The following is a 25,472-nucleotide window of genomic DNA, read 5'->3' as shown; positions in this document are numbered from 1 at the left end:
TCAGGAGGCGGTTACAAGGTTCCGGTTAGGTGGCTCAAATCAGAAGTCGTAACGCACATCCAGCGTGGCGTTACGGGGTTCACCGTAGTGGCCGTAGCTGCCCGCCATGCCGGAGTAGTACTTCTCATCGAACAGGTTTTTTACGTTCAATGTGGTCGAAAGATGGTCATTGACCTGGTAGCGGGCCATGAGGCTCGCCACTGCGTAGTCATCATCCTTGGCCTTGGCATTTTTGACGTCGGTGAACGTCAGGGACTTGCTGGAATCCCAGTTGACGCCACCGCCCACGGTCAGTTTTTCCCACTCACCCGCAAGCCGGTACGTCGTCCACAGACGGAACGTGTCCATGGGTAATTGGGTGGTCAGACGCTTCCCATCGGCGTCTTCGGTCCGGGCATGGCTGTACCCCGTCTGCACATTCCAGCCGGGTGCGATCTCTCCTGCAATTTCAAGATCGAAGCCTTTGGTCTTGGCGCCGTCGACTGCGCGGTAGGCCGATGAGCCTGAAGGCGTCGTCTGTCCTGGGTCGATTTCCGCCAAGTTGTCTCTCTCAACCACGAACACTGCAGCGTTGGCATTCAGCCGGCCATTGTAGAACTCACCCTTCCATCCCATTTCGTAGTTCTTGCCGACCACCGGCGCAAGCACCTGGCCATCTTTGTCTTGAGAAGACTGGGGCTGGAAGATGTCGGTGTAACTGGCGTAGACCGACTGTTCGGGCGTTAGGTCATAGACCACGCCAGCGTACGGTGAGACTTCACCCGTTTCACGCATATGGCGGGGTGTATTGAGGCCGGAGATACGCGACGTGAAGCTGTAGTCGTAGCTGTAATTTGACAGCCTTGCGCCCAACAGCAGGTGAAGCTCATCGGTCAGGTTGAATCGGTTGGCTACGAAATACCCGCTTTGCCGTGTCTTGATATCCAGCAATACCGAGGGTCGATAGCTGTCACGTGCCAGGTAGTTGTCCCATGTGTAGAAGTTGAAATTGGTATTGCCGCCGCTCAGAGAGTCGTGGTTGTTCTCGTAATCCGAGTAGTTGTAGCCGACGACAAGATCATGAGAGCGCCCAAACAGGTCATAGGTGCCCTGCACATTTACATCCACACCTTTCTGGACCTGATCTGCCGAGATTTTTGCCCGCTCGGCACTGGCACCGCCAGTCTGCTGATCCAGGTAGGTCGCGCCAGATGTGCTGCGATACCAGCCCAGGTCAGCATCTCGGTCTACGTCCATGTAATTGGTCACGACCCTGAGCTTCCAGTCGTTGGTCAACTGTTGCTCGAGCGTCGCGGTGTAGTTCATGGTCTCGAAATCATCGTACATCCACCGAGCGCCGGAGCTGGTGGAGCGCGAAAAATTGGTCTGTTGGCCATTGGTGTAGAGCAGGGGAACGCCGGGAGAACCCGTTGAACGGTATTTCTGGTAATCGACGCCGAAACGTACAAGGGTCGTATCGGTCAAATCGGCTTCGACGACTCCGTAGACAATCTCTCTCTTCTGGCCGTACCAGTCCATAAAGGTATGGTTATCTTGCTTGGCTGCGACCAGGCGGCCCCGGATGTTGCCGGTTTCGGTCAAAGGGCCGGACACGTCCGCCTCGCTGCGGTAGTTATCCCAGGCGCCAACAGTGGCTTTGACATAGGATTTGAATTCGCGAGTCGGCTTCTTGCGTATCAGGTTGATCACGCCCCCAGGTTCACCTGAACCGGTCATAAGCCCCGTAGCACCTCGAACGACCTCGATTCGGTCATACAAGGCCATGTCCAGCAATGTGCTGGGCATATTGCGGGTCTCATTTTGCTGACTGGTGTTCACGCCATCGAACTGATAGCTGTTGATGGCGCTGCCACGGGAATAGATATTGAAGCGCTCCCCACCATCCTGGGACATGGTGATGCCCGGGGTCTGGTTAAGCACATCCGTGATACTGGCAAGGTGCTGGTCGTCCATGCGCTGGCGCGTGATGACACTGATCGACTGCGGCGTCTCCCGAATCGACAGATTCATCTTGGTCGCCGTACTGGTCACCCCAGTGGTATACGACCCAGTTCCCTCAGTCGTTTCCCCCAACCCTTTCGACTGAATCGTCGTCGCCCCCAGCTCAACCGCTCCATCCTCCCGCGCCATCTCGATGATCTGATACCCACCATCCCCCAACGCCACCGCCCGCAACCCACTGCTGGCCAGCAACTGATTCAACGCCGCCGCCGGCGTATACCGGCCATGCAACCCAGGGCTGGCTTTGGTCGCCAGCACCCGTTGATCAAACACGATGTTCAAACCCGTAGCCCGGCTCAACTGCGCCAGGGCGCCGTCCAGCGTTCCGGTCTGGATATCGATCTGAATCGCGCTGACGACCGGCTCCGCAGCCTGCACATGGCTGGCAACCAAGCCCAGGCTCAGGCATAAAACGGCGTCACGTACGGCTCGGTTGAGGTTACGCGCAGGGGCAAAAAAGGTGTTTCGCTGAGTCACGACAAGGCTCTCGAAATGGGAGGTGAGTGGACATTCGAAGAGCTATGCCGTCTCAGGATCGAAATCCCCTCAGTGCGCCTGAAACTTTTTCTCCTCAGGCCGGCGCCAGGCGTACCCAGTACCGCGTCAGGCGATGCAGCTGCAAGCGATGCGAGTCGGCGATCAGCTCCACGGCCTGCTCTGGCCGGTCGGTGCTGAAGTTGCCGCTGATGATCATCTGCGCGATCTGCGGGTCGCAGCCCAGGTAGCCGACGCGGTAGCGCCCCAGCTCCTTGAGCACGTCGCCCAGGGGCAGGTCGCGGGCGATGAACATGCCATCGCGCCAGGCACTCTGCTGCGGGTCGGGCGGCGGCAGGCGCAGCGCCTGTGTGGCAGTGATACGCCAGCGCTCGCCCTGCTGGACGGTCAAGGGTTCGGCGCTCGCGCTGCGGCTCACGCGCACCGCGCCGTCGGCCACCGACAGGCAGGTCGCGCCGTCCTGCAGGCGTACCTCGAAGCGGGTAGCGAAGGCCTCGAGCAGGCACTCCGGGGTCTGTAGGCGCAGTGGGCGCTGATCCGCACCGCACTCCAGCGCGACTTCGCCGCGCAACAACGTCAACAGGCGCTGGTCGGCCGCGAAGTCGACGCTGATCGCGCTGTCGGTGTTGAGGTCCAGGACACTGCCATCGTCCAGGGTCCAGCGCCGGTGTTCGCCGATTCGGGTGCTGTAATCGGCTACCAGCCGCTGCCACGGGGTGTATTGCCGGGTACCCCAGGTGGTAACGCCAACGCCGGCCAGCACCGCCAGCAGCTTCAAGGCTTGTCGGCGCTGCAGGCGACCCTCGGGCAGCTTGCTCAGGGTTTTCAGCGCGACGGCCTTGGGCAGGCCGGCGAAGTGGCCGCTCAGGCTCTGCATGCGCTGCCAGGCCTGGCGGTGCACGGGGCTGGCCGCCAGCCAGTGCTCGAAGGCTTGCTGGGTGGCGCTGTCGGGAGTGTTGAAGGTCATCTTCACGGACCAGTCGATGGCCTCGTCGACGACCTTGCCCTGCAGCTCGGTCAGGGGCGTGCTCACAGTGCCTGGGCCTCGAAGGTGGCGCTGTAGCAATGGCGCATGGCCTGGACGATGTAGCGCTCCACGGTCGCCACCGAGATGCCCAGCCGCTCGGCAATCGCCGGGCACTTCAGCCCTTCCAGCTGCGCCAGCAGAAAGGCCTGGCGCACCAGCGGGCGCAACGCGTCGAGCATGCGGTCGATGGTCATCAGGGCCTCGAGGGCCAGCAGGCTGGTCTCGGGTGACAGCGTGTGTTCTTCGGGCAGCTCTGCCACGGCGTCCAGCCAGGCGCGCTCGATATCACGGTGGCGCCACAGGTCGATCACCAGGCCGCGGGCGATGGTGCGCAGGTAGGCGCGCGGCTGGGTCAGCGGGCCGGACATGCGCCGCTGCATGACCCGCATGAAGGTGTCCTGCGCCAGGTCGGCGGCATCGGCGGAGTTGTTCAGGCGGTTGTATAGCCAGCCGCGTAACCAGGCGTTGTGTTTGAGGTACAGCGATTCGATGAGCGCAGGGTTATCGAGGCTGTTATCGAGGCTGGGCATGCCGGATCCTGTGGCTGTCCTAATTGATAAGCCGTCTCATTATCATCGCGTCGCGCGGGATTGGGAAGCCTCGTTGTTGCCCTGTTTTCACCGAAACTCGTCGGCTATGGCGTGGCGCAGCACGCCTTCCTCGAACTCCAGCGTACCGGCCTCGCGCTGGGTCAGCAGGTAGTAGAGCAGGGTGTCCAGCGAAACCGTGGGCGGCACTTCGACCGCGAGCATCTTCACCGCCTGTTCCGCTTCACTCGGGCAGCCGAACTCGAGCAACGCTGCGCGCAGCGGCTCGAGGCTGTCCGGGGTCTTGGCCAGGACCCGGAACACCGAGGCGCCGCCGCTGTGCTGCAGGCGCTCGAACCAGGTGTGCTCGCCGTCTTCGCGGGTACTGATTAGGTCGCCGGGGGCAATGCCGTAGGCGTAGAAGGGAATGCCGTCGAGCCGATAGCCGCCTTCGACTTGTTCGGCCCAGAGGCCTTCGACCGATGCCGGTGGATAGCCTTGTGCGTCCTGCTCCAGGCGGAACAGGACTTTCTTGAAGTGGGGCGTGCTGTCGAGGGTCATGGTCGGGTCTGGGTGGCGATGGGCGTGTGGGCTCCTGTGTATCGTAAGGGGGTTTGGCGACGGTGTCTGCCCGCGATGGCGATCTAGAAGTAGTAGCCGATGTTGATGTTGGTCCGGTAGTACCAGTCGTTGCTGCCGACCGAGCTGGTGCTGGTCCAGCCGGTGCCATTCTCTGCACCGCCGAACGGGTTGGCGTTGCGCGCCCAGGTCAGGTCGACCCAGGCCATGATCGGCATGGCCAGGAACTGCGCGCCGACGGTGAACATCTGTGAATCATCCCAGCCGCGCTGGTCTTTCATCATCCGGCTGTAATCGGTGTACAGCTTGATCTTCTTCAGCTGGCCGAGGCTCGGGGTGTACACGTCATAGCCGAGGTTGACCGCAGCGATTGTGGCCTTCGAGGCGATCAGATAGGCCGGGGTCAGGCCGTTCCCTCCCATTAGGACCGAGTCATTGCTGACTCCTGCGGGGTTTTGCGGATCGTACTGATAACGGATGGCCTGGCCGGTCAGGGTCCACGGCCCGCGATTGACCAGGGCATGCACGCCGCCCGCCCAATAGTCGCCATCGTCACGGGTGGTGGCGTTGTACAGCTCGGCGGCCGCCAACGAGGCGCCGATTTCGGTCTTCCAACCGTCGCCGCTGAAGGTTCGGGTGATGCGCGCGTTGAGCTGGTTGCGCTTTTCGTTGTCCTGGCGGGCCTGGGTGAAGGGCACGGCGTTGTCGTCAAGGTCGGCGTAGCGGCCGACTTCGGGTGAATAGCGCAAGCTGGACGGCAGCATGCGCGGGAAGTAGCCCAGTTGCAGGTCCCAGGCCTGGTCCTTGTAGCTGTACTTGAGGCCCGTGCCGGCACTGACGCCATAACCCATGAAGAACGGGATGTGATAGCTCCAGCCGAACTGCGGATACGGCTCCAGGCCGAACGGCTTGAACGGTGCGCCGAGTTGCAGGTTGGACTGGGGGTTGAAGCGATAGCCGATGTAGCCGCGGTCGATGGAGCGCTTGCCGTCATCCTGGAACCAGTAGCCGACGTCGCTGAACAGTTGGCGGTGAGTGGCCTGGACGTCGATGCGCAAGGTGTCGAAGAGCATCCGGCCGTTGTTCTCGGTGGTGTCCCAGTGTTCATCGCGGTAGTTCACCCGCAGGGCACCGCCGATGTCCAGGCTGCTCTGGCCGTCGTCACTGCGCCAGGCGATATGCGGGATGGGCTTTTTCACCGCGGGCGGCTGGTCGGGGGCGGCCGGGCCGGGTTCGGCGGCGAAGCTGGCACAACTGCTGACGATCAGACCGAGGCTTATCACATATCTGTTCATACCATGCCCTGCAAGGTTGGGTGGTTTCTGCAGGCAACAGCGGGCCCTCGCCCTTGATCGGGCGTTGCGTGAGAACCTTGGGTGCCAGCGGATAACGGGTGAGTGGGTTTTATTGTTTTAGGGGTGAGACGCTGTTTTAAATGGGGTTGCCTGAGTGATAGAGCAGGTTCTGTGCCAGTCTGGTTTGCATATAAAATTACCAACTAAAACAATTATTTATATTTGAAACGGGTGATTTTGTGCCGTACCCGAAACGGCGGCTGGAGGCAGTTACGGAAGTGCCCAGGGATTGTGCGTAAGTGCACGCTACGGGGCTTCATCGCGGGGCAGGCGGAGGTTACCCAAGGCAAAAAAAACCGGCCCAAAAGGACCGGTAAATAACACGCGTGAACCCTACAGCCAGTTCAAAGGTCGAGCACCAGGCGCCGACTCTTGCACCCCGAAACACACACCATCATCGACCCGTTCGCCGCGCGCTCAGCCTTGGTCAACACGCCATCACGGTGGTCGATGTCGCCCTCCAGGACCTTGGTCTCGCACGACCCGCAGACCCCTTCGCGACAGCTGTACTCGATATCGCAGCCGGCCTCGAGCAGCACATCGAGCAGGTTCAACCCAGGTTCCACATCCAGGGTCTTGCCTGACCTGCTCAGCTCCACGCTGTAACGGTCCTGGGCATCGTCCGAGGGTGGCAGCTCCGCCGCCGTGAAGCGTTCGATATGCGCATGCGGGTAACCCAGGTTTTCACAGGCCGCCTCGAAGGCATCGAGCATCGGCGTTGGCCCGCAGCAATAGAAGTGCGTGTCACTCGGCCGCCCCGCCAGGTAGCCCGCCAGGTCTGGTAGGGCGTCCTTCTCGTCGTTGAAGTGGTAGATCACCTTCGCCCCGAGCCCGCTGATCTGCTCCAGCAACGCCGCCTCGCGACGCGAACGGGCGCAGTAGATCAGCTCGGCCGAGCGGCCCTGCGCGAGCAACTGGCGGAACATGCAGTAGATCGGCGTGATGCCGATCCCGCCCGCCACCAGCACGCTGTGGCTGGCGCGGGTGTCGAGGGCGAAGTTGTTGCGCGGCTGCGAGATCTTCAGCTCGCTGCCCACGCGCAGTTGCTCGTGGACGAAGCGCGAGCCGCCGCGGCTGTTGCGATCGCGCAGGATGCCGACCACATAGCGGCCCGGTTCGCTCGGCGCGTTGAGCAGCGAGTAGCTGCGCACCAGGCCGTTGGGCAGGTGCAGGTCGATGTGCGCGCCGGCCTCGAACGGCGCAAACACCGTGTCGCCCCAAGGGCGCAGCTCGACGCTGATGATGCCGTCGGCTTCATGACGCAAGGTATGCACCAGCGCGCTGATGGTGGAAGAGTTGGACATCGGTCACCTCAGGGTCAATGGCTCAAGGCAGTTGTTTGGCGTCGATCAGGGCCAGTTGCTCCTTGGCCTTGCCCTTGAAGTAGCGGCGCAGGCGGACTACCCCGAGGTCGTGCTGGTAGAGGTTCTCGCGCTGGTTGGCGTCGAACTCCATGAACTCCAGCAGCACCCGGTCCTGCTCCAGCACCGCCCAGTGGCGCGCCTCCAGGCGGTTCTTGTAGAGGAACCGCCAGGTGTCGCGCTGCCAGCCGGTCAGCGGCCGTGCGCGCCAGTGGAACACCGCCGACAGGGCGCGGCTGCTCGGCGTGTAGCTGCCGATGATGGTGAAGTTGCCGCCCGGGCCCCCGGTCTTCGGGTAGGGGATCTCCAGGCGCAGCCAGTGGCAGCCGTTGTCGAGGAATTCGGTCCAGTCGAAGTTGACCCCGCGCTGGCCTTCCTTCTCGAAGACGAAGCCCTGCTCGGTATCGCGGGTGACGAACTTGGCGGTCGCCTCGCCCTCGCTCATCGAGTGCGACATCTTGTGCAGGTAGGTGCCGTGCATCGGGTCCATGACGTTGTCGAGCACGTAGCGGTAGTCGCCTTTCCACTCCGTGTAGCAGAGGAAGCTGCTCCACGCGGGCGAGGTCAGCTGCTCGGGGAGGACCAGGTCCGGTGGCGTGTCCAGGTGCGCATCGCTGGCGTTGAACAGGAAGATCGCGCCCGCCGCCTCGCGGGTATGGAACATCCGCGTCGGCCGGCTGCCTTCCAGCTTGCAGCCAGGGCTGCCCGGGACCTTGGTCACGGTGCCGTCGCAGCGCACTTCGACGCCGTGGTACGGGCACTGCAGGCGGTCGCCCAGCACCGGCCCCTGGGACAGCGGTGCGCCGCGGTGCGGGCAGTGGTCTTCAAGGGCGTGGACGCTGCCGTCGTTGTCGCGCCACAGGGCGATCTTGTAGCCCAGGCGGCGAATCGAGACGGGTTTGTCTGCCAGCAGTTCCGACGGCAGGACCGGGAACCAGAGGTCTTTCAGGCCATTGGCCAGGTGTTGCTCAACAGGGTCGACGGTTATGTGCATGTTCATCGTGTTCTACCTCCGGAGGGTCATTCGCCCAGCCGAGCCATCAGGGTTTTGTAGGCGTCCGCGGTCCACTCTCCGGTGGTCAGCGGGCAGGGTGGGCCGGCCAGGTTGAGGTGGGCGAGCAACTCGCCCAGCTCGCTCACGCCGTTGCCGAAGGCGCGCTCGATGGAGTCGCCGAGCAGCTCCTCGAACGGCGTATTGGCGCGTTTGCGCGCCTGGTGCGGCTGCAGGTAAACCTCGGGTGTACTCATGGGAGCGACCTCAATTGTTGTTCGGCTTGTCGGTGAGGAATTTGCCTTGCGGCGCGTCGACGTGTTGCTGGCGGCGGGTGTTGCCATCGATGCCACCGGCGATCGCCCATTCGGCGAACACCGTCGGCCCGGGTTCGAACTCGCGGGGTTGCCAGTCGCCGGTCAGTTGGTCTTCGTCGGCGTAGTACTCGACCAGGGCGCCGGCCGGGTTCTTGAAGTACCAGAAGAACGCCGACGACACCGGATGGCGGCCAGGGCCGATTTCGGTGGACCAGCCGCAGCGCGAGATGTGCATGCCGCCGCCGAACACTTCGTGCAGGTCGCGCACGGTGAAGGCGACGTGGTTGAGTCCAGCGCGCGGGGCCGGCAGCTGGAGCATGAACAGGTCGTGGTGGCCGCCTTCCTCGGCGGTGCGCAAGAAGGCCCCGCGGTTGGGGTAGCGGTCCGAGGCCTGGAAGCCGAAGCGCTCGTGGTAGAACGCCTCGCAGGCGTTGACGTCCTTGACGAAGAACACCACGTGGCCGACTTCGATCGGCGTGGCGCGCTCATACACCGGTGCCGGCTTGTTGATCCGGCCCTTGCTCTGCCAGGTGTTGTGGCCGCTGCATTCGAGCTCCAGCGGGCGTTTGCGGGTCACTTGCAGGCGGATCGCCAGGCCGTTGGGGTCGGTGCAGCCGATCCGCCCATCGCCTTCGACAAAGCCTGGGTCGTTGGCGATGCGCTGGCTGTACAGCGCCAGGTCGGCCGGGTCGGCCACGCCCCAGACCACTTCGCGCACGGTCGAGCCGGGCTCGATGGCTGCCGGCAGCCCTGGCTTGTCGAGGGCAGCGAGCACTACCCGGCAGCCATTGAGGGTTTCGAAGATCACCTCGTCTGGCTGTTCGCTGACCTTGTTCAGGCCCCAGTCGGCGAAGAACCGCACGCAGCTGTCGAGGTCCTCCACGCCGTAGGTGACTTCGTCGATACCGAGAACGCTCATTGCCCTGCCTCCACGCCGGCCCACGCCAGCGGTTGTGGGTTCATGCCCCAATAGAGGCTCTTCTGTTCCATGTACTGGAGGATGCCCAGGCGGCCTTTTTCGCGGCCCAGGCCGCTGTCACGCCAGCCGCCGAACGGCGTCGAAATGGAAAACTGCTTGTAGGTGTTGATCCACACCGTGCCCGCCTGCAGCCTGCGCCCCAGGGCCCAGGCGCGTTTGTAGTCGCGGCTCCAGATCCCGGCGGCGAGGGCGTACAGGCTGTCGTTGGCCTGCTCCAGCAGATCCTCTTCGGTGTCGAAGGGCAGGGCCACCAGCACTGGGCCGAAGATTTCTTCCTGGCAGACCTGCTGGTGATTGCCCAGGCCTTCGAGGATGGTCGGCGGGTAGAAGTAACCCTGCTCGAACAGCCCGCCGCGGAGCCGCTCGCCGCCCAGGCGCAGGCGGCCACCTTCGGCCAGGCCGAGGGCGACATAACGCTCCACCGATTCACGGTGGCCAGCGCTGATCAGCGGGCCCATCTGGGTCTGCTCATCGGCCGGATCGCCCACCCGCAGTTGCGCGGCCGCGGCGGTCAGGCGGGCCATGAAGGGTTCGTACAGGCTGCGCGCGACGAACAGCCGCGAGCCGGCGATGCAGGCCTCGCCCGAAGAGCTGAAGATGCCGTACAGCACCCCCGCCACGGCGTGATCGAGGTCGGCGTCTTCGAGCACGATGGTCGGCGATTTGCCGCCCAGCTCGAGCGACACCGGCATCATCTTGTCGGCGGCGATATGGGCGATGTGCTTGCCGGTGCGGGTGCCGCCGGTGAACGACACGCGCTTGACCAGCGGGTGACGGGTCAGCGCATCGCCGAGCAGCGAACCCTTGCCCGGCAGCACGCTGATCAGCCCTTTCGGCAGCCCGGCCTGTTCGCAGAGACGCGCCAGTTGCAGGGCCAGCAGCGGGGTGATTTCAGCCGGTTTGATCACCACCGCGTTGCCACCGGCCAGGGCCGGCGCGACCTTTTGTGCCTCGCTGGCGATTGGCGAGTTCCACGGGGTGATCGCCGCGACCACGCCCATCGGCTCGTACACGCTCATGCTGACGAAATCGCCGCGTGACGGGGTGATGGTTTCTTCCAGCGTTTCACAGGCCGCGGCGAAAAACTGGAAGGTCCCGGCTGCACTGGCGACCAGGGCACGGGTCTCGCTGATCGGTTTGCCGTTGTCCTGGCGCTGCAGCTGGGCCAGCTCTTCGGCCTGTTCGCGGATCAGCGCGGCGATGCGGTACAGCACGGCGGCGCGCTCATGCGGTTTACGCTGGGCCCAGCCGCTGTGCACGAAGGCCTGATGGGCGCCTTGTACGGCGGCCTCGACGTCGTCCAGGCTAGCGGCGTTGAGCCAAGCCACGGGCTCGCCGGTGGCCGGGTAGTGCGTGGCGTAGCGCTCGCCGCCGCCCAGGCGCCAGGTGCCGGCGATGCAGATGGGTAAGCTCTGTTCCACAGTCATGGCAGTCCCCTAGATGGAAATGGCGTGTGCGTGGTTGCCCAAGGCACGGACCACGCTGTAGACGGTCAGCGCCGAGGTCTTCGGATTGGCCTGCAGCGGCTTGCCGCGCAGGCTCATCTCGAAGCCGCCGAAGGCGCCCTTGGCCGCGAACTGGTGAACGTTCTCCTCGCTCGATGGGTCGGCGATCAGCGTCACCCGCGTGCGGTCCAGGCCAAGCCCTGCCAGCGACAGGGTGGCAGCGACGTTGGCGTTCTTCGGGTACAGCCGCGCGGCTTCACGGGCGCTGCCTTCGAAGATCACCGTCGGCTCGCTGAGCGTGTCCAGGTCACAGACCTGCTCGGCCGGGGTGTGCTTCCAGGCCCGCGCCGGCTTGCGGCCGACATAGGCGACCGAGTCGAGGCCGCCGAGCTTGGCTGCCGACAGTGCATCGATGCCGCCGATGGCGCCGGGCAGCAGCTCGATGCGGGTATTGCCGCGCGCCGCTGCGGCTTCCAGGCGCTCGACCAGGCCGACCTCCGACAGCGCGCCGACCGAGACGATCAGGCAGGCGATGCCGCGCTCCAGCGCTGGCAGCACATGCTCTTCGATGGCCTTGTGGCCGGCGCACTCGACCAGCAGGTCGGGACGTGCCTCGGCCGGCAGGGCAGTGAGCACCTGCGGCGGCTGGCGCAAGCTGGCCAGGCGCTGGCGCACCAGGTCTTCGGAACCGGCCGAGGCGATCACCGCGTCGACGCACAGCTGCGGGTCTTTCTCCAGCAGCTCGAGCACGCCGACGCCAATCGCGCCGCAGCCAATCATGGTGATGTGCAACATGACAAAGTCCTCAGGCGGTGGCTTTCTGCGCCTTGGTTTCGCTGTTGGGCGGGCCGGCGAACTGGGTGGCGAAGCCGCCGACACTGAGCATGTCGACCTCCAGCAGGAACGGCCCGCGGTCGTTCAGGGCACCCTCCAGCACGCGGCCAAAGTCCTGCATGTCGCTGACCAGGCCATGGCGCAGGCCGAGCGAGTCGGCGAGCTTGCTGTAGTCCGGCGTGTGCAGTTCGACATAGGCGTGGCGGGCGCCGTACACGGCGTCCTGGATATTGCGGATGACCCCGTAGCGCTGGTCGTTCATCAGCAGGATGACCACGTTGGCGTTTTCCTGGACCAAGGTCGCCAGCTCGCCGAGGTTGAGGATGAAACCGCCGTCGCCGGCCAGCGCGAAGACCTTGCGCTCGGGCGCGTTCTGCGCCGCCGCCACCGCCGCGCCAATGCCCATTGCCAGGCCCTGGCCGATACCGCCACCGAGGGCGTGCACGCCGGCCAGCGGGTGATACAGGTTGAGCAGGCGGTTGCCCCAGATGCTGTTGGACAGGGTCACGTCGCGCACCCAGGTGAAGTCGCGGCCGGTCTGCGCCTGCAACTGTTCGACCATGGCCGAGTACGGGCCGAGGTCGGCGACCAGTTGCTGGCGCGCCTGGCTGCGCACGGCCTTGAGTTCGGGAAGGAAGTTCGGGTCGATGTTCAAGCGGCCCTCGAGCCGGTCGGCCAGGCCATCCAGTGCCAGCGCCGCATCGCCGCAGATGAACAGGTCGCTGGGGTAGCTGCGGCCTTCGGTGGCCGGGTTGACGTCGATGCGCAGGGTGGTGCGCGGCAGCTTCAGGGCGTACTTGAAGGTCTCGTTGCTGCGCAGGCGCGAGCCGGCCACGACCAACGCGTCGCAGGTCTGCATGAAGCCTTCGACCAGCTTGTTCTGCGAGAACGCGCCGAGGCAGCGCTCGTCGTCTTCGTTGACCACGCCGCGGCCCTGGGTCGAGGTGATCACGCCGACGCCCATCGCCAGCAGGCGTTTGACCTGTGCCCCGGCATGCCGGGCGCCGCCGCCGAGCCAGAGCAGCGGGCGGGTGGCGCTGGCCAGGCGCTCGGCAACCAGGTCGAGGGCTTCGGCCGCGGGGGGGGCGACCGGGATCGGCAACGGCGAAAGGTCGCTGGGCATGGCGATGTAGGTCGACTGGATATCGATCGGGATCTCGACGCTGACCGGGCCGGTGGGCGCGGTCAGGGCGGTCTGCACGGCCAGCTTCAGGGTGCTCAGCGCGGTTTCGACGCTGCGTACGCGGAAGGCCGCCTTGGACACTGCCTTGAGCATGGTCAGCTGGTCGCGCGCCTCGTGGATGTAGGCCAACTCCTGGTCCAGGTACGGCGTTTCGATCTGCCCGGTGAGGTGCAGCAGCGGGGTGCCGGCGGTGAGTGCTTCGACCATCGCCCCGGCGGCATTGCCAGCTGCGGTGCCGGTGGAGGTCAGGCACACGCCGAGGCCACCGCTGCTGCGTGCGTAGGCATCGGCCATGTTGGTCGCCCCGGCCTCGCCGCGGGCCATGACGAAGCGGATGTTGCCGCGTACGGCAAAGGCATCGAGGATCGGCATGTTGTGGATCGAGATCACGCCGAACGCAGCCTTGACCTCGCATTGTTCGAGAAACGCAGTGATGACAGCACCCACGGTGACAGTGTTTTCATTACGCATGGCGGGACAGGCCTCCGGATACATCGATATGACTGCCAGTGGTGTAGGCCGACAGCGGTGAAGCCAGGAACAGAATGGCCTGGGCCGCTTCTTTCGGCAGGCCGAGACGGCCCAGGGGGATGTGTTTGCGTTGGGCGAGCTGGGCGGTCCATTGCGACCAGTCCAGCGCGCGCTCTTCTCGGGCTTCGAAGCGGCGGCGCCATTGGCCGGACTCGACCAGGCCGATCAGAATGCCGTTGACCCGGATGGCGTCAGCGGCGAACTCGAAGGCCATCGACCGCACCAGGTTTTTCAGGCCGGCGCGGGCTGCCGAGGTGGCGACCATGTGCGGCTCGGGCTGGTTGGCCAGCAGCGAGTTGACGCAGACGATCGAGGCGTTCGGCTGCCCCTTGAGTTGGCTCATGAAGGCGCGCACCGGGCGGATCACCGAGAAGAACTTGAGCTGCAGTTCGTCGTTCCAGGCGTCGTCGGTGGTGTCGGCGAAGGTCGACACGCGGCCTTGGCCGGCGTTGTTGACCAGCGCCTGGGCGGGGCCGAGGGCGGCCTGGCTGGCGGCAGCAAAGGCACTCAGCGAATCGGCGTCGAGCACGTCGCACACCTGGGCCAGCAGTTGCGCCTGGGGGAAGCGTTCACGCAGCTGCGCTTCGGCACTGTGCAGGCGGGCCTGGTTGCGCCCGCAGAAGGCCACCCGCGCGCCGGCTTCGAGCAGCAGCTCGACGCAGGCATAGCCGATGCCGGACGAGCCACCGGTGACGATCACCGTGCTGTCGTGGAGTTGGTAAGGGTTCATCTCAATCCCTCATCAAGGCAGTGACCCGGCCGTGGCCGGCATTGGGCGTGTAGTTGAGCAACCGCGACAGCTCATCGGCGCTGCCGCGCACCTGGCCGAGCAGGTTGTCGAAATTGACGTGGCCGATCTGCACGGTGGGGATGGTCAGGCCCAGTGCGGCGACCACCTGGCCGCTGGCGTCGCGCACCGGCGCGGCGACCGTGGAGATGGTCGATTCGAAAAAGCCTTCGCCGTTGACGTAACCGCGCAAGCGGTCGGCCTGGACCAGGTCGAACAGCTCCAACACGGTTTTCGGCGTGCACGGCGAGTACCGCTCCAGGTGTTCTTCGGGGTACAGCTCGCGCAGTTCGGCCAGGCTCAGGTCGGCCAGCAGGATGCGCCCGAGCACGGTGGCGTGGGCCGGCAGGCGGGTGCCGACGGTGACCGCGCTGGAGAACACCGAAGGCGGCGAGACCTTGGCCACGTAGACGATCGAGCGGCCATCGCGGACCACCAGGTTGCTCGGGTAGTTGAGGTGATCGCAGAGCCGGGCCAGCAGCGGTTGGCCGAGCTCGGTCAGCTCCAGCGAGGCGAGGTATTCAAAGCCCAGGCGCAGCACCGACATGCCCAGGCGGTACTCGTTGCCGCTGCGGGTGACGAAGCCCATGGTTTCCAGGGTGGTCAGCAGGCGGAAGATGGTCGAGCGCGGCAGCGACAGCCGGCGGGCCAGCTCGGGTGCGGTCAGGGTGCGGTTCTGCCGGCTGAATTCACACAGCAGGAGCAGGCCGCGTTCCAGGCCAGGGACGATGTACTTGTCCTGGTTTTCCTTCAACGAATCCGTATCGTTCATAGCACGCTACCTGTGAGAGAGGCCTCCAGTGCCCGGGCCAGCAGCCCGGTCACCGTTGCCGGTTGTTCGATGGCGCAGGCATGGCCGGCGCCGTCTATCAAGTTGAAGGGCGCCGCCAAGGCGTGCGCCAGGGCCTGGCAATCGTCAGGCCGGGTAATCCCGTCGGCGCTGCCGCAGTGCACGTCGCAGGGCACCGTTTGCGCGCTGTAGCGCAGCAGGTAATCGCCGCACAGCAGCTCGATGGCCTGGCGGTAGCCGTGGGGCTGCAACCGCGCCATGTTCCACTGCACCCAGGCCAGCGCGGTGGCGCTGGCGCTTGGCGAGAGCAGGTGAGCGCTGCGTTCAGCGGCCAGTTGCGCGATGCCCAGCTGCTCCAGGCTGTGCAGGCGTTTGTCACGCACTACATGGCCCTGGGCGGCCTGCTCCGGCGCGCCGTAACCGCGTGCCGGGCTGAGCAGCACCAGGCGGCTGAGGCGCTGCGGATGCGCCTTGGCGAACGCCATCGCGGTCAGCGCGCCGAGCGAGTGGCCGACCAGCAGGCAACGCTCGATGCCCAGCACGTCGAGCATCTGCAGCAGGCGCCTGGCGTAGTCCTCGGCGCTGGGCTTGGCCATCGGCAACGGTGCCGACTGGCCATAGCCTGGCGCTTCCCAGGCAATCACCCGGGCCCGCTGGCTCAGGTCCATGGCCACCTGCAGCCAGCTGGCCGCGCCCGAGCCGATGCCATGCAACAGCACCACGGCCTCGCCGCGGCCGGCCTCGCGCAGTGCCTGCACGCCGTCGTCCAGGCGCAGCAGGCGCTCGGCGAAGTGCTGGTCGAGCAGCGGCGCGAGCAGGTTGTCGGACACCGGCGTCATCGGCTTACCCGCGCTTGATCGAGGCCAGCGGGTGCGCTGGCGGGTAGGTCGGGGTGACCGGCTTCTTGGCGCCGAGCATCACGCACATCAGCGCGTCTTCGTCGCCGACGTTGATCTCTTCGCGGTACACCCCTGGCGGCACCGAGATCAGGTCGCGGTCGGTGAGAATGGTCTCGAAGCGTTCGCCGTCTTTTTCGATGACCACCTTGAGCTTGCCGCGCAGCACGAAGAACACTTCCTCGACGTCGGTGTGCAGGTGCGGCGGGCCTTCGTGGCCGGCCGGGATGACCATGGTCGAGAAGGTGAAGTGCTCGGACGGGATGGTGTTCATGTCGGTGTTGACGCCGGTGCCGCCGGTGCCCACGTAGCGCATTTGCGCGCGGCGGAACTTGGGGTCGTGGTCGGCCTGGAATTTGAGCGCATCCCAGTCGTAGCGACGCGTCTCGTAGCGGGCGATGCGGGTCTGCATCCAGCTGGCCAGGTCGGCGTCGGCCGGGCGCTCCCAGGTTTTCGGGGTGTCGGGTTGAACGTTAAGGTCGGTCATGAACGGTCTCCTTGCTCAGGGCATGACGAACCCGCCGTTGACCGGCAGGGTTTGTCCAGTGATGAAGCGCGACAGGTCGGACAGGGCGAACAGCACCGCGCCACTGACGTCATCGGGCAGTTGTGGGCGCTGGATCGCGCGTTGTTCGGTGTACAGGCGGTGGCGCGCCTCGGGCACATAGGCGGTGGCTTCGACCAGCACCAGGCCAGGGGCGATGGCGTTGACGGTGATGTTGGCGTTGCCCAGTTCGCGCGCCAGGCTGCGGGTCATGGCGATCACCGCGCCCTTGCTGGCGACATACGCGAGCAGGTTCGGCGCGCCCCACAGCGGGGTGTCGGAGGCCAGGTTGATGACCGCGCCGCGGCCGCTTTCACGCAGCGCGGGCAGGGCCGCGCGGGTCATCAGCCAGGTGCCGCGGACGTTGACTTGCATGACCTGGTCCCAGGTCTCGATGTCCAGCTCTTCGCAGCTCTTGCCGCCGGAATTGGTGATCGAGGCGTTGTTGACCAGGCCGTCGAGGCCGCCCAGGCGCATCAAGGTGCGCTCCATGCAGGCGTCGATCGACTCGGGGCTGGCCAGGTCGAGGGTCACCCCGCTGACATCCAGGCCCAGCTCGCTCAGTTCGCAGGCGGCCTGTTGCACGCGGCCGGCCAGTACATCGGCGATCACCACGCGGGCCCCGGCCTGGGCGATGGCCTGGGCGAAGGCGTAGCCGAGGCCACGGGCGCCACCGGTGACCAGCACCCGGCGGCCTTCGAGGAGGTTGTTGAAGGCAGTCATCATTGAGTACTCAGCATGGCTTTGGGCAGGTAGTGGAGAACGCGCTTCTCGGCCCAGACCACCGCGCCGTAGGCGAGCACGCCGATCAGGGTGAGCATGACGATGGCGACGAATACCCCGGCGGTGTTGCCTTGGCCTTCGGCGTCCACCAGCAGGAAGCCCAGGCCCTGGTTGCCGCCGACCAGCTCGCCGACGGTGACCCCGATCACCGCCAGGGTCGAGGCGATGCGCAGGCCGGAGAACAGCGCGGCCATCGCCGAGGGGAACTCCACCAGGCGGAAGATCTGCCAGCGGCTGGCGTTCATGGTGCGCACCAGGTTGATCATGTCCGGGTCGACCGTGCGGATCGCCGAGAGCACGTTGATCATCACCGGGAAGAACACGATCAGGATGGCGATGAGGATCTTCGGGTAGATGGTGTAGCCGAGCCACATCACGAACAGCGGTGCAAAGGCCACCTTGGGGGCGATCTGCAGGGCCAGGATGTACGGCGAGAGCATGGCCTCGGCCGACGGCGAGAGTCCCAGCGAGACGCCGATGGCGACCCCCAGCAGGGCGCCGAGGGCAAAGCCGACGATGATCTCGAAGGCGGTGATCAGGGTGTGCTCGAGCAGGTTGCCGGACTGCCACATGAGCAGGCTTTCCTGGGCAACCCGGCTCAGTTGCGGCATGACGAACTCGGGCATGCCGACCAGCCCCGGGCCCCATTGCCAGAGCACCAGGAACAGGGCCAGCAGGGCGAGGCTGCCGAGCATGGACGGATTGAGGTTTCTCATCGGGCGGTTACCTTGTTATGTCCGGGCGTCACTTGGCCGCGGTCGGGGTTTCGATGAACTGGTTGCTGTAGAGCTCGTCGAGCGGGGTGTCGCGGGGCACGATGCGTTCGCTGACATAGAACGCGCGCACGGCGTCCAGGCGCGCCGGGTCGATGCGGCCAAGCACCGGCTGGCCGGCATAGACATGCTCGACGTAGAGGCGCAGGGTCTTCTCCAGCGACGCTTGCTTGTCGGCATAGGCCGGTACCGCACGGGCGAAGGTGGCGGCGGCGGCCTTGGGGTCGTCGATGATGTCCTGCAGGCCGCGCAGGGTGGCCTGGACCACGCCGCGGACGATCTGCGGGTGGTTTTCGATGGCGTCGTCGGAGGCAAGGATCGCCTGGGCCATGCTTTCGAAGACTTGCTCGCGAGGGATCAGGTCGTACTTGAGGCCGGCGTCCTCGGCGTTGATCACCCAGTCCGGTACGCCGGCCATGGCTTGCGCCTTATTCGCCGAAAACAGCTGCCAGACGCCCGACGGGCCAGCAGCCTGGATGTCGACGTCGTCCTTGCTCAGGCCGGCCTTGCGCAAGGAGGCGAGCAACGCGTAGTAGGTGGTGTCGGAGTACGACATCACGGTCAGCGTCTTGCCTTTGAGCTGGCTGATCGAACGGATGTTTTCGCTGGCATTGGTGGCGATCATGGTCACCCCGCCGCCGCCGAGTACGGCCACGGTGCGCACCGGGATGCCGTTGGGGCGGACAATGATCGGTGTGTCGCCGATGGCGCCGCCGACCAGCGCGTTGCCAGCGCCGATCTGCTTGGCCACATCGACCCCGCCCTTGGCGGCAATGAACGTCAGGTCGAGGCCTTCGGCCTGGTAGTAGCCCTTTTCCTTGGCGATGATCCACGGCGCGAACGCCGGCAGGCTGGGCGGTGCGGGCAGCAGGTAGGTGACCTTGGTCGGCTCGGCCTGGGCCGTAACGGCCAGGCTGAGGGCGAGGGCGGCCACGGCGCTGTGTGCCACGCGCTTGAAGTGTGTGCTGAACATGCTAACTCCCGAAACGATGAGGGGTGGCGTCGGTCAGTGCAGGTCGAGGTCTTCGCCGACCTTGAGCAGATCCATCAGGCGGCCGGCAAGCGGGCCGATTTCCGGCAGCTTGCGGCGTTCCAGCGGGTTGTCGCGATGCGGCAGGTCGATCTGGATTTCTTCGATGATGGTGCCGGGGCGTGCACTCATCACCAGCAGGCGGTCGGACAGGGCGATGGCCTCGACCAGGTCATGGGTGATGAACAGCGCGGTCTTCTTTTCCTGGAAGAGCATCTGCGCGAGGTCTTGCTGGAGGATCATCTTGGTCTGCGCATCGAGGGCCGAGAACGGCTCGTCGAGAAACAGCACCTGCGGGTCGATCGCCAGGGTGCGGGCCAGTGCAGCGCGCTGGCGCATGCCGCCCGACAGCTGGAACGGGTAGTGGTCGGCAAAGCCTTGCAGGTGGCAGCGATCGAGCAGACCTTCTGCAATCACCTTGCGCTGCGCGGCGGGCATGCCCTGGATCTCCAGGCCCAACTCGACGTTGCGGCGGATGCTGCGCCAGGGCATGAGCAGGTCTTTCTGCAGCATGAAGGCGACCTTGGACACCGGGCCGTTGACCGCCTCGCCGCTGACCAGCACCTCGCCTTCGGTGGGGCGGTAAAGGCCCGAGCCCATGTTCAGGATGGTGCTCTTGCCACAGCCGGAAGGGCCGATGATGGACACCACTTCACCGCGGCGGATCTTGAAGTTGACGTCACGGATGGCGAACGGCGCCTCGGTCTGGCCCTTGGCGGGGAAGGCTTTGCCGACCTGGCGGAATTCGATTTCCGTTGGGGCCTGATCGTCCTTGGGGTGCGCGGCATTCCACTGCGGGGCGATTGCGTACATCTCTTTCACAGCCATGGGAGAGGTCTCTGGTCTGTTTTATAGGTGATACGCCGTTTAGTGCATGAACAATGCCAGTTGTAGGAAATTTCTTATTTTATTGAAAAGTGGTTATTTATTAATTAGTTAGGAAGTTTGGTTGTTTTTCCTATTGTTTTATATATGAAACATGGTTTTCTATATGGCACGGAAATGCACAGGAACTGCGCAGTCGAAGGGTTTCGTGCGAGGCGATTGTGCGTTTGAGGTAACGCAGGAGGGGGCGGTTTCACAGGTGAAACCAGGGTGGAGCGGGGGGCCGCACAGCGGCCCCGTGGGGTGGGCGATTAGGGTGAAGTCACTCGCGCGGGCTTGAGCACCAACCACAACGCCGCGCCAATCAGCAGCCCGCCGTACAGATGCCCCATGGACAGCGACTCATCCAGCAGCCAGGCCCCCCACAGCACTCCGAACACCGGGATCATGAAGGTCACGGTACTGGCCTTGACCGGGCCGATCTCGGCCAGCAGGCGGAAGTACAGGATGTAGGCAAACGCCGTGCACAGCAGGCCCAGGCCCAGCAGCGACAGCCACACCTGCCAGCCGCCCCAGCTGGCCGGTGGCTGGGTCAGTGCGCTCCAGGCGAACAGCGGCGTCAGCATCAGGGTCGCGCCGAGCATGCTGCCCAGTGCCGACAGCCGGCTGTCCAGCCCACTGACCCAGCGCCGCGCAAGGTAACCGGCAAAGCCGTAGCAGGTGGTCGCCGCGAGGCAGGCCAAAGCGCCTTGCAGCAGGGCCAGGTCCAGCGCCACCGGCCCCGCGCCGCTGAGGATGCCGACGCCGAACAGGCCGAGGAAGATCCCGCACAGCTTGCTGGCGGTCATTGGCTCGCGGAAGAACAGCGCGCCGATCAGCACGCCCATCAATGGCGTGGTGGCATTGAAGATCGCCGAATAACCGGCCGGCAGCACCTGCGCCGCCACCGAATAGAAGGTCGCCGGGATCCCCGAGTTGATCATGCCCAGCAACAGGCAGGCGCCGAGCTTGCCGTTGAAGTCCCAGCGTACCCGTGCGGCGGCGACGATCGCGACCAGCCCCAGGCAGGCGATCGACACCCGGAAGAACGCGGTCGGCACGGTGCCAAGCTCAGGGGCGATGATGCGCATGAACAGAAAACTCGCGCCCCAGACGGCGGCAAGGGTCAACAGGCGGGCAAGGGCGATGGGGCTCACAACGGACTCCGGTAACAGGGCAGGGCGCGAGTGTACGTCACCGGGGTGGGGGGTTCTTGTGCTTTCTTGCTCTGTCTTTGAAGGCCTCTCGCGAGGCGCTGGAATTCACCAAAAACGCCAGGCGCTACTAAGCTGAGCCCTTGAACCCCGCGCAGAGGCTCTTGTATGACCCAGTCCTGGCCGGCGACCGAGATCGCCCGGATGATCCTCGATGGCTTCGACAGCTACCGCGAGCACTTTCGCGGCATCACCCTGGGTGCCCGCGAGCGCTTCGAGCAGGCGCAGTGGCAGGAGATCCAGCGTGCCGCCGGCGCGCGCATCACCCTCTACGAAGAGAAGGTCAGCGAGGTCAATGGCTGGTTGCGCGAGGGGTTTGCCGCCGCTGTGCTGCTCGACGTCGAGCAGTGGCCGCTGGTCAAGAGCGCCTACATTCGCCTGATCGACCCGCGGCTGGACGATGAACTGTCCGAGACCTGGTACAACTCGCTGTTCTGCAGCCTGTTCAGCCACGACCTGATCAGCGACGGCTGCATGTTCATCCATACCACCCGGCCGGCCATGCGCAGCCATGTGCGCGCTGCGCAAACCCGCACCTATCCACTCGACGGCAACCTCAAGGGGCTGCTGGGGGCGATCTTTGCCGATTACCCGTTCAGCGTGCCGTACGGTGACCTCGAGGCTGACCTGCGCCGGCTCGAGGAGCAGCTGCGCGAGTGCCTGCCCGACTGGGTGTGCAAGGACCCGGCGCTGGTCGTCGAGCTGTTCTCGCCGGTGCTGTACCGCAACAAGGGTGCCTACCTGGTCGGCCGCCTGTTCACCCAGGATGAACAGTGGCCGCTGGTGATCCCGCTGCTGCACCGCGAGGGCCATGGCATCGAGGTCGATGGCTTGATCACCGACGAGGCCGAGGTGTCGATCATCTTCTCGTTCACCCGTTCGTACTTCATGGTCGATGTGGCGGTGCCGGCGGAGTTCGTCAACTTTCTAAAGCGGATCCTGCCGGGCAAGCACATCGCCGAGCTGTATACCTCGATCGGCTTTTATAAACACGGCAAGTCGGAGTTCTACCGGGCGCTGATCAACCACCTGGCCAGCACCGATGACCGCTTCATCATGGCGCCCGGGGTGCGCGGCATGGTCATGAGCGTGTTTACCCTGCCGGGTTTCAATACCGTGTTCAAGATCATCAAGGACCGCTTCGCACCGTCGAAGACCGTCGACCGCGCCACGGTGATCGACAAGTACCGCCTGGTGAAAAGCGTCGACCGGGTCGGGCGCCTGGCCGATACCCAGGAGTTTGCCGATTTTCGCTTTCCACGGGACAAGTTCGAGCCCGAATGCCTGGCCGAGTTGCTGGAGGTGGCGCCGTCGACCGTGGCGCTGGAGGACGAGACGGTGCTGATCCGCCATTGCTGGACCGAGCGCCGCATGACCCCGCTCAACCTGTACCTGGAGCAGGCCAGCGAGGCCCAGGTGGGCGAGGCGCTGGAAGACTACGGCCAGGCGATCAAGCAACTGGCGGCGGCGAATATCTTCCCCGGTGACATGCTGCTGAAGAACTTCGGCGTTACCCGGCATGGTCGGGTGGTGTTCTACGACTATGACGAGATCTGCTTTTTGACCGAGGTGAACTTCCGCCATATCCCGCCGCCGCGCTACCCGGAGGACGAGATGTCCGGGGAGCCGTGGTACTCGATTGGCGCGCACGATGTGTTCCCCGAGGAGTTTCCGCCGTTCCTGTTTGCCGATATCGGCCAGCGCAAGTTGTTCAGCCGCTTGCACGGCGAGTTGTACGACGCCGATTACTGGAAGGGCCTGCAGGCGGCAATCGAGAGCGGCAAGGTCATCGACGTGTTTCCCTATCGACGCAAGGCGCGCTGAGGCGGCTCAACTCTTCAGGCACTTGAGCTCGCTGAAGCTGGTGCGCACCTTGGCCAGGCGCTCCTGGAGGAACTGGCGCTGTGCTGGGCTGCTGTCCTTGATCAGGTCCACCAACAGGCTGCGTGCCTGCTGCTCGGTATTCTGGAATGCCAGGCGATACTCCGGCGTCCACAGGGTCTCCTTGCGTTGCAGCAGCTGCGCCAGGCGCGGCTCGAAGCTCGGTGTGGCGCGCTGGTCCATGGCCAACATCAGTTGCTGCTGCCAGTGCGCGCGGTTGGCGATCCACTGGCGGTTCTGGTCGCCGAGTGCCTGCGACCAGGTCATCACCCGCAGGCGTTGCGCGGCATTGAGTTCGCCGAGCCAGGGTTTCAGGCGTTTTTCCATGCGCGTGGCGCGGTTCTGGATCTGCTTGGGCAGTGGCGTTTCGACGTATTTGGCCTGGCGCTCCTGGATGTCCTGACGAAACGCCTGGCGCATCTCGCCCACTTGCTGGTCATCCATGCCGCGCAGCAGCTCGGTGGCCGACGGCGTGATCGCTTCGGTCACCCGGCTGATCGCCTGGCGCGCTTCGGCGGTACGCTGCTGCAAGGCCTGGTCGCTGACCTGATCGTTGGCGACCATGGCGCGCATCTGGTCGAGCCAGTCGAGGTAGCCCGGCAACTGGGTCTTGCAGTGCCACGCCAGGTGCTGCTGCAACCGTTGGTCGAGCCAGCTCTTCTGCTCGCGGTTCATGTCCAGGTAGTCGCCCAGCGACCACGGCACCAGCGTGTCGAGGTTGCGGTAGGCCAGGTCGATACGGCTGCAGGCCGCCAGCGTCAGGGCGCAGACGACGGCGACAAGGCTGCAGCGCAGGGCGTTGCTGAGGCACACAGGCATGAGCGGATCCTTGCAGAGGCTTGCCAGGGAGTAGACGCAAGGGCACCCTGGCGGTTCCCTCGAACCCGCAGGCGGGCGACGCGGCGGGTTCAGGTGTAGAATAGCCGCCTTGTCTTGAGGAACATCGCAAATGGCTCTACTTGGGCGTTACAACAGTCTGCAAATCGTCAAACACGTTGAATTCGGCCTCTACCTGGATGGCGGCGCGGACGGCGAGATTCTCCTGCCTCGGCGTTACATCCCCAAGGACACGCCCACCGAGCTCGACGACTGGCTCAACGTGTTCATCTACCTGGACAGCGAAGACCAGCTGATCGCCACCACCGAGAAGCCCAAGGTCCAGGTCGGCGAGTTCGCCAGCCTGAAGGTCAAGGACATCAACGGTGCCGGCATCTTCCTCGACTGGGGCCTGAGCAAAGACTTGCTGATGCCTTACTCGGAAGAAAAGCGTTCGCTGAAGATCGGCGACTATTGCGTGGTCCATGCCTACCTGGACAAACGCACCCGTCGTATCACCGCCACCGCGCGCCTGGACCGCTACCTGGACCTTACCCCGGCGCAGTACACCGCGGGCCAGCCGGTCGAGCTGCTGGTGTGCGACGAGACCGACATGGGCTTCAAGGCGATCATCAACAATCGCCACTGGGGCTTGATCCACAAGAACGAAGTGTTCAAGTTCCTGCGGTCGGGCATGCACGAGAAAGGCTTCATCAAGGAAGTGCGCCACGACGGCAAGCTCGCCTTGAGCCTGCAGCCGGTCGGTCAGGCGCTGGCCGATACCCTGCAAGAGCAGATCATGACGCGCCTGGACGCCGAAGGCGGGACCCTGGCGGTGTGTGACAAGAGCGATCCGCAGGTGATCAGCAAGATGTTCAACGTCAGCAAGGGCAACTTCAAGAAGGCCATTGGTGCGTTGTTCAAGGCGGGCTTGATCGTCATCCATGACGACCGTATCGAACGCGCCTGATCAGGGCTGAACGAAGGTGCGGAAGTCCAGCTGCTCGCCGCCTGGGCGGGTGTCGCGCAGCAGCGAGTCGCGGTCGGCGCTCAGCGCCAGGCTGATGGTCGAGCGGCGCTTGCCGGGCTTGCGCACTTCCATCTGCTCTTGATGCGCGCGCAGGAAGTTGATCGGCACCTTGAGGTGCTGCAGCTCGTCGGACTCGGGGGTGTGCAGCAGCAGGTTGACCCAGTCGGGCTGACCTTTGCGCAGCAGCCCCACCGGCACGTCGAACCACCACAGGTTGCGTTTGCTGTCGAGGATGGCGAACAGAGAGTTGTCGCTGTTGAGCACCGGCTTGGCCAGCGCTAGGTTGCGCCGCGCGATGGCGCTGGGTTTGTCGAGTTTCATGCAGGTTCCTGCGGGTTGACGCTTGGATGACCCGACATTGTGCGGGGTGGCGCTCGGGCGAGCAAGGTTTGCCATCGGTGCCGACTTCATAGCAGGTAAGCCCCAATGCCAGTCAGTT

General features: G+C 64.8%; 25 protein-coding genes. 2 read left to right on the top strand and 23 right to left on the bottom strand.

Annotation, left to right across the window (positions count from 1 at the left end):
- Window positions 1-39 precede the first annotated feature (39 nt).
- The 21 genes from CCOS865_RS19545 to CCOS865_RS19445 all read right to left on the bottom strand — a co-directional run bounded on the left by CCOS865_RS19545 (window position 40) and on the right by CCOS865_RS19445 (window position 21,249).
- Window positions 40-2,478: a TonB-dependent siderophore receptor gene (locus CCOS865_RS19545; RefSeq protein ID WP_119143856.1), complete on the bottom strand. Its 2,439-nt coding sequence runs from the start codon at window positions 2,476-2,478 to the stop codon at window positions 40-42.
- Between the two features lie 94 nt (window positions 2,479-2,572).
- On the bottom strand, window positions 2,573-3,529 hold the full coding sequence (locus CCOS865_RS19540) for a FecR domain-containing protein (protein WP_244216141.1): 957 nt from the start codon (window positions 3,527-3,529) through the stop codon (window positions 2,573-2,575).
- Window positions 3,526-4,053: a sigma-70 family RNA polymerase sigma factor gene (locus CCOS865_RS19535; RefSeq protein WP_119143854.1), complete on the bottom strand. Its 528-nt coding sequence runs from the start codon at window positions 4,051-4,053 to the stop codon at window positions 3,526-3,528. The genes CCOS865_RS19540 and CCOS865_RS19535 overlap by 4 nt, the downstream gene beginning before the upstream one ends.
- Before the next feature lie 87 nt (window positions 4,054-4,140).
- On the bottom strand, window positions 4,141-4,611 hold the full coding sequence (locus CCOS865_RS19530) for a DUF4265 domain-containing protein (RefSeq protein WP_119143852.1): 471 nt from the start codon (window positions 4,609-4,611) through the stop codon (window positions 4,141-4,143).
- A gap of 83 nt (window positions 4,612-4,694) precedes the next feature.
- Window positions 4,695-5,924, bottom strand: coding sequence for a hypothetical protein (locus tag CCOS865_RS19525; protein WP_119143850.1), 1,230 nt, complete (start codon window positions 5,922-5,924; stop codon window positions 4,695-4,697).
- A 404-nt stretch (window positions 5,925-6,328) separates the two neighbouring features.
- Window positions 6,329-7,288, bottom strand: a complete 960-nt coding sequence (locus tag CCOS865_RS19520; protein ID WP_119143848.1) for a PDR/VanB family oxidoreductase — start codon at window positions 7,286-7,288, stop codon at window positions 6,329-6,331.
- Between the two features lie 22 nt (window positions 7,289-7,310).
- Window positions 7,311-8,345, bottom strand: coding sequence for an aromatic ring-hydroxylating oxygenase subunit alpha (locus CCOS865_RS19515; protein WP_119143846.1), 1,035 nt, complete (start codon window positions 8,343-8,345; stop codon window positions 7,311-7,313).
- Between the two features lie 20 nt (window positions 8,346-8,365).
- The gene (locus CCOS865_RS19510) at window positions 8,366-8,593 is read right to left on the bottom strand and encodes a recombinase-like helix-turn-helix domain-containing protein (protein ID WP_119143844.1); all 228 of its coding nucleotides are present in this window, start codon (window positions 8,591-8,593) and stop codon (window positions 8,366-8,368) included.
- A gap of 10 nt (window positions 8,594-8,603) precedes the next feature.
- Window positions 8,604-9,572: a VOC family protein gene (locus CCOS865_RS19505; RefSeq protein WP_119143842.1), complete on the bottom strand. Its 969-nt coding sequence runs from the start codon at window positions 9,570-9,572 to the stop codon at window positions 8,604-8,606.
- Entirely contained in the window at window positions 9,569-11,059 is a 1,491-nt protein-coding gene (locus tag CCOS865_RS19500) for an aldehyde dehydrogenase (protein WP_119143840.1), read from the bottom strand. Before CCOS865_RS19500 ends, CCOS865_RS19505 begins: the two co-directional genes overlap by 4 nt.
- 9 nt (window positions 11,060-11,068) lie before the next feature.
- Window positions 11,069-11,872: an aspartate dehydrogenase gene (locus CCOS865_RS19495; RefSeq protein ID WP_119143838.1), complete on the bottom strand. Its 804-nt coding sequence runs from the start codon at window positions 11,870-11,872 to the stop codon at window positions 11,069-11,071.
- A gap of 10 nt (window positions 11,873-11,882) precedes the next feature.
- Complete coding sequence (locus CCOS865_RS19490; protein WP_119143836.1) at window positions 11,883-13,565, bottom strand: thiamine pyrophosphate-binding protein; 1,683 nt, start codon at window positions 13,563-13,565, stop codon at window positions 11,883-11,885.
- Entirely contained in the window at window positions 13,558-14,355 is a 798-nt protein-coding gene (locus CCOS865_RS19485) for an SDR family oxidoreductase (RefSeq protein WP_119143834.1), read from the bottom strand. The genes CCOS865_RS19490 and CCOS865_RS19485 overlap by 8 nt, the downstream gene beginning before the upstream one ends.
- Window position 14,356: 1 nt before the next feature.
- Window positions 14,357-15,184, bottom strand: coding sequence for an IclR family transcriptional regulator (locus tag CCOS865_RS19480; protein ID WP_119143832.1), 828 nt, complete (start codon window positions 15,182-15,184; stop codon window positions 14,357-14,359).
- The gene (locus CCOS865_RS19475) at window positions 15,181-16,041 is read right to left on the bottom strand and encodes an alpha/beta fold hydrolase (RefSeq protein WP_119143830.1); all 861 of its coding nucleotides are present in this window, start codon (window positions 16,039-16,041) and stop codon (window positions 15,181-15,183) included. The genes CCOS865_RS19480 and CCOS865_RS19475 overlap by 4 nt, the downstream gene beginning before the upstream one ends.
- A gap of 4 nt (window positions 16,042-16,045) precedes the next feature.
- On the bottom strand, window positions 16,046-16,585 hold the full coding sequence (locus tag CCOS865_RS19470; RefSeq protein WP_119143828.1) for a cupin domain-containing protein: 540 nt from the start codon (window positions 16,583-16,585) through the stop codon (window positions 16,046-16,048).
- A gap of 15 nt (window positions 16,586-16,600) precedes the next feature.
- The gene (locus tag CCOS865_RS19465; RefSeq protein WP_119143826.1) at window positions 16,601-17,368 is read right to left on the bottom strand and encodes an SDR family oxidoreductase; all 768 of its coding nucleotides are present in this window, start codon (window positions 17,366-17,368) and stop codon (window positions 16,601-16,603) included.
- On the bottom strand, window positions 17,365-18,141 hold the full coding sequence (locus tag CCOS865_RS19460; RefSeq protein ID WP_119143824.1) for an ABC transporter permease: 777 nt from the start codon (window positions 18,139-18,141) through the stop codon (window positions 17,365-17,367). Before CCOS865_RS19460 ends, CCOS865_RS19465 begins: the two co-directional genes overlap by 4 nt.
- Before the next feature lie 28 nt (window positions 18,142-18,169).
- Window positions 18,170-19,171 carry an ABC transporter substrate-binding protein gene (locus tag CCOS865_RS19455; RefSeq protein WP_119143822.1) on the bottom strand — a complete coding sequence of 334 codons (1,002 nt, stop codon included), beginning with the start codon at window positions 19,169-19,171 and terminating at the stop codon, window positions 18,170-18,172.
- A gap of 33 nt (window positions 19,172-19,204) precedes the next feature.
- Complete coding sequence (locus tag CCOS865_RS19450; protein WP_119143820.1) at window positions 19,205-20,056, bottom strand: ABC transporter ATP-binding protein; 852 nt, start codon at window positions 20,054-20,056, stop codon at window positions 19,205-19,207.
- Window positions 20,057-20,364: 308 nt separating this feature from the next.
- The gene (locus CCOS865_RS19445) at window positions 20,365-21,249 is read right to left on the bottom strand and encodes a DMT family transporter (RefSeq protein WP_119143818.1); all 885 of its coding nucleotides are present in this window, start codon (window positions 21,247-21,249) and stop codon (window positions 20,365-20,367) included.
- A gap of 165 nt (window positions 21,250-21,414) precedes the next feature.
- Between CCOS865_RS19445 and aceK the strand changes: the two genes are divergently transcribed.
- Window positions 21,415-23,130 carry a bifunctional isocitrate dehydrogenase kinase/phosphatase gene (gene aceK / locus CCOS865_RS19440; protein ID WP_119143816.1) on the top strand — a complete coding sequence of 572 codons (1,716 nt, stop codon included), beginning with the start codon at window positions 21,415-21,417 and terminating at the stop codon, window positions 23,128-23,130.
- Between the two features lie 6 nt (window positions 23,131-23,136).
- Here aceK and CCOS865_RS19435 read toward each other — a convergent pair whose 3' ends face one another.
- Window positions 23,137-24,006, bottom strand: coding sequence for a DUF6279 family lipoprotein (locus CCOS865_RS19435; protein WP_119143814.1), 870 nt, complete (start codon window positions 24,004-24,006; stop codon window positions 23,137-23,139).
- Between the two features lie 130 nt (window positions 24,007-24,136).
- Between CCOS865_RS19435 and CCOS865_RS19430 the strand changes: the two genes are divergently transcribed.
- The gene (locus CCOS865_RS19430) at window positions 24,137-24,973 is read left to right on the top strand and encodes a CvfB family protein (RefSeq protein WP_119143812.1); all 837 of its coding nucleotides are present in this window, start codon (window positions 24,137-24,139) and stop codon (window positions 24,971-24,973) included.
- Here CCOS865_RS19430 and CCOS865_RS19425 read toward each other — a convergent pair whose 3' ends face one another.
- The gene (locus tag CCOS865_RS19425; protein ID WP_119143810.1) at window positions 24,974-25,354 is read right to left on the bottom strand and encodes a hypothetical protein; all 381 of its coding nucleotides are present in this window, start codon (window positions 25,352-25,354) and stop codon (window positions 24,974-24,976) included.
- Window positions 25,355-25,472 lie beyond the last annotated feature (118 nt).

This window comes from Pseudomonas reidholzensis, from assembly GCF_900536025.1.
Taxonomy (GTDB): domain Bacteria; phylum Pseudomonadota; class Gammaproteobacteria; order Pseudomonadales; family Pseudomonadaceae; genus Aquipseudomonas; species Aquipseudomonas reidholzensis.
The sequence above is the reverse complement of the archived record's forward strand: the minus strand, read 5'-3'. Positions and strand labels throughout refer to the sequence as shown.

What these genes read in the sequence shown, in the direction of transcription:
- CCOS865_RS19505 (WP_119143842.1), bottom strand. Translation starts at nt 9,572, where the DNA reads ATGAGCGTTCTCGGTATCGACGAAGTCACCTACGGCGTGGAGGACCTC.
- CCOS865_RS19480 (WP_119143832.1), bottom strand. Translation starts at nt 15,184, where the DNA reads ATGAACGATACGGATTCGTTGAAGGAAAACCAGGACAAGTACATCGTC.
- CCOS865_RS19510 (WP_119143844.1), bottom strand. Translation starts at nt 8,593, where the DNA reads ATGAGTACACCCGAGGTTTACCTGCAGCCGCACCAGGCGCGCAAACGC.
- CCOS865_RS19515 (WP_119143846.1), bottom strand. Translation starts at nt 8,345, where the DNA reads ATGAACATGCACATAACCGTCGACCCTGTTGAGCAACACCTGGCCAAT.
- CCOS865_RS19525 (WP_119143850.1), bottom strand. Translation starts at nt 5,924, where the DNA reads ATGAACAGATATGTGATAAGCCTCGGTCTGATCGTCAGCAGTTGTGCC.
- CCOS865_RS19435 (WP_119143814.1), bottom strand. Translation starts at nt 24,006, where the DNA reads ATGCCTGTGTGCCTCAGCAACGCCCTGCGCTGCAGCCTTGTCGCCGTC.
- CCOS865_RS19495 (WP_119143838.1), bottom strand. Translation starts at nt 11,872, where the DNA reads ATGTTGCACATCACCATGATTGGCTGCGGCGCGATTGGCGTCGGCGTG.
- CCOS865_RS19455 (WP_119143822.1), bottom strand. Translation starts at nt 19,171, where the DNA reads ATGTTCAGCACACACTTCAAGCGCGTGGCACACAGCGCCGTGGCCGCC.
- CCOS865_RS19425 (WP_119143810.1), bottom strand. Translation starts at nt 25,354, where the DNA reads ATGAAACTCGACAAACCCAGCGCCATCGCGCGGCGCAACCTAGCGCTG.
- CCOS865_RS19475 (WP_119143830.1), bottom strand. Translation starts at nt 16,041, where the DNA reads ATGACGCCGGTGTCCGACAACCTGCTCGCGCCGCTGCTCGACCAGCAC.
- CCOS865_RS19470 (WP_119143828.1), bottom strand. Translation starts at nt 16,585, where the DNA reads ATGACCGACCTTAACGTTCAACCCGACACCCCGAAAACCTGGGAGCGC.
- CCOS865_RS19460 (WP_119143824.1), bottom strand. Translation starts at nt 18,141, where the DNA reads ATGAGAAACCTCAATCCGTCCATGCTCGGCAGCCTCGCCCTGCTGGCC.
- CCOS865_RS19465 (WP_119143826.1), bottom strand. Translation starts at nt 17,368, where the DNA reads ATGATGACTGCCTTCAACAACCTCCTCGAAGGCCGCCGGGTGCTGGTC.
- CCOS865_RS19450 (WP_119143820.1), bottom strand. Translation starts at nt 20,056, where the DNA reads ATGGCTGTGAAAGAGATGTACGCAATCGCCCCGCAGTGGAATGCCGCG.
- CCOS865_RS19430 (WP_119143812.1), top strand. Translation starts at nt 24,137, where the DNA reads ATGGCTCTACTTGGGCGTTACAACAGTCTGCAAATCGTCAAACACGTT.
- CCOS865_RS19535 (WP_119143854.1), bottom strand. Translation starts at nt 4,053, where the DNA reads ATGCCCAGCCTCGATAACAGCCTCGATAACCCTGCGCTCATCGAATCG.
- CCOS865_RS19500 (WP_119143840.1), bottom strand. Translation starts at nt 11,059, where the DNA reads ATGACTGTGGAACAGAGCTTACCCATCTGCATCGCCGGCACCTGGCGC.
- CCOS865_RS19490 (WP_119143836.1), bottom strand. Translation starts at nt 13,565, where the DNA reads ATGCGTAATGAAAACACTGTCACCGTGGGTGCTGTCATCACTGCGTTT.
- CCOS865_RS19485 (WP_119143834.1), bottom strand. Translation starts at nt 14,355, where the DNA reads ATGAACCCTTACCAACTCCACGACAGCACGGTGATCGTCACCGGTGGC.
- CCOS865_RS19520 (WP_119143848.1), bottom strand. Translation starts at nt 7,288, where the DNA reads ATGTCCAACTCTTCCACCATCAGCGCGCTGGTGCATACCTTGCGTCAT.
- aceK (WP_119143816.1), top strand. Translation starts at nt 21,415, where the DNA reads ATGACCCAGTCCTGGCCGGCGACCGAGATCGCCCGGATGATCCTCGAT.
- CCOS865_RS19530 (WP_119143852.1), bottom strand. Translation starts at nt 4,611, where the DNA reads ATGACCCTCGACAGCACGCCCCACTTCAAGAAAGTCCTGTTCCGCCTG.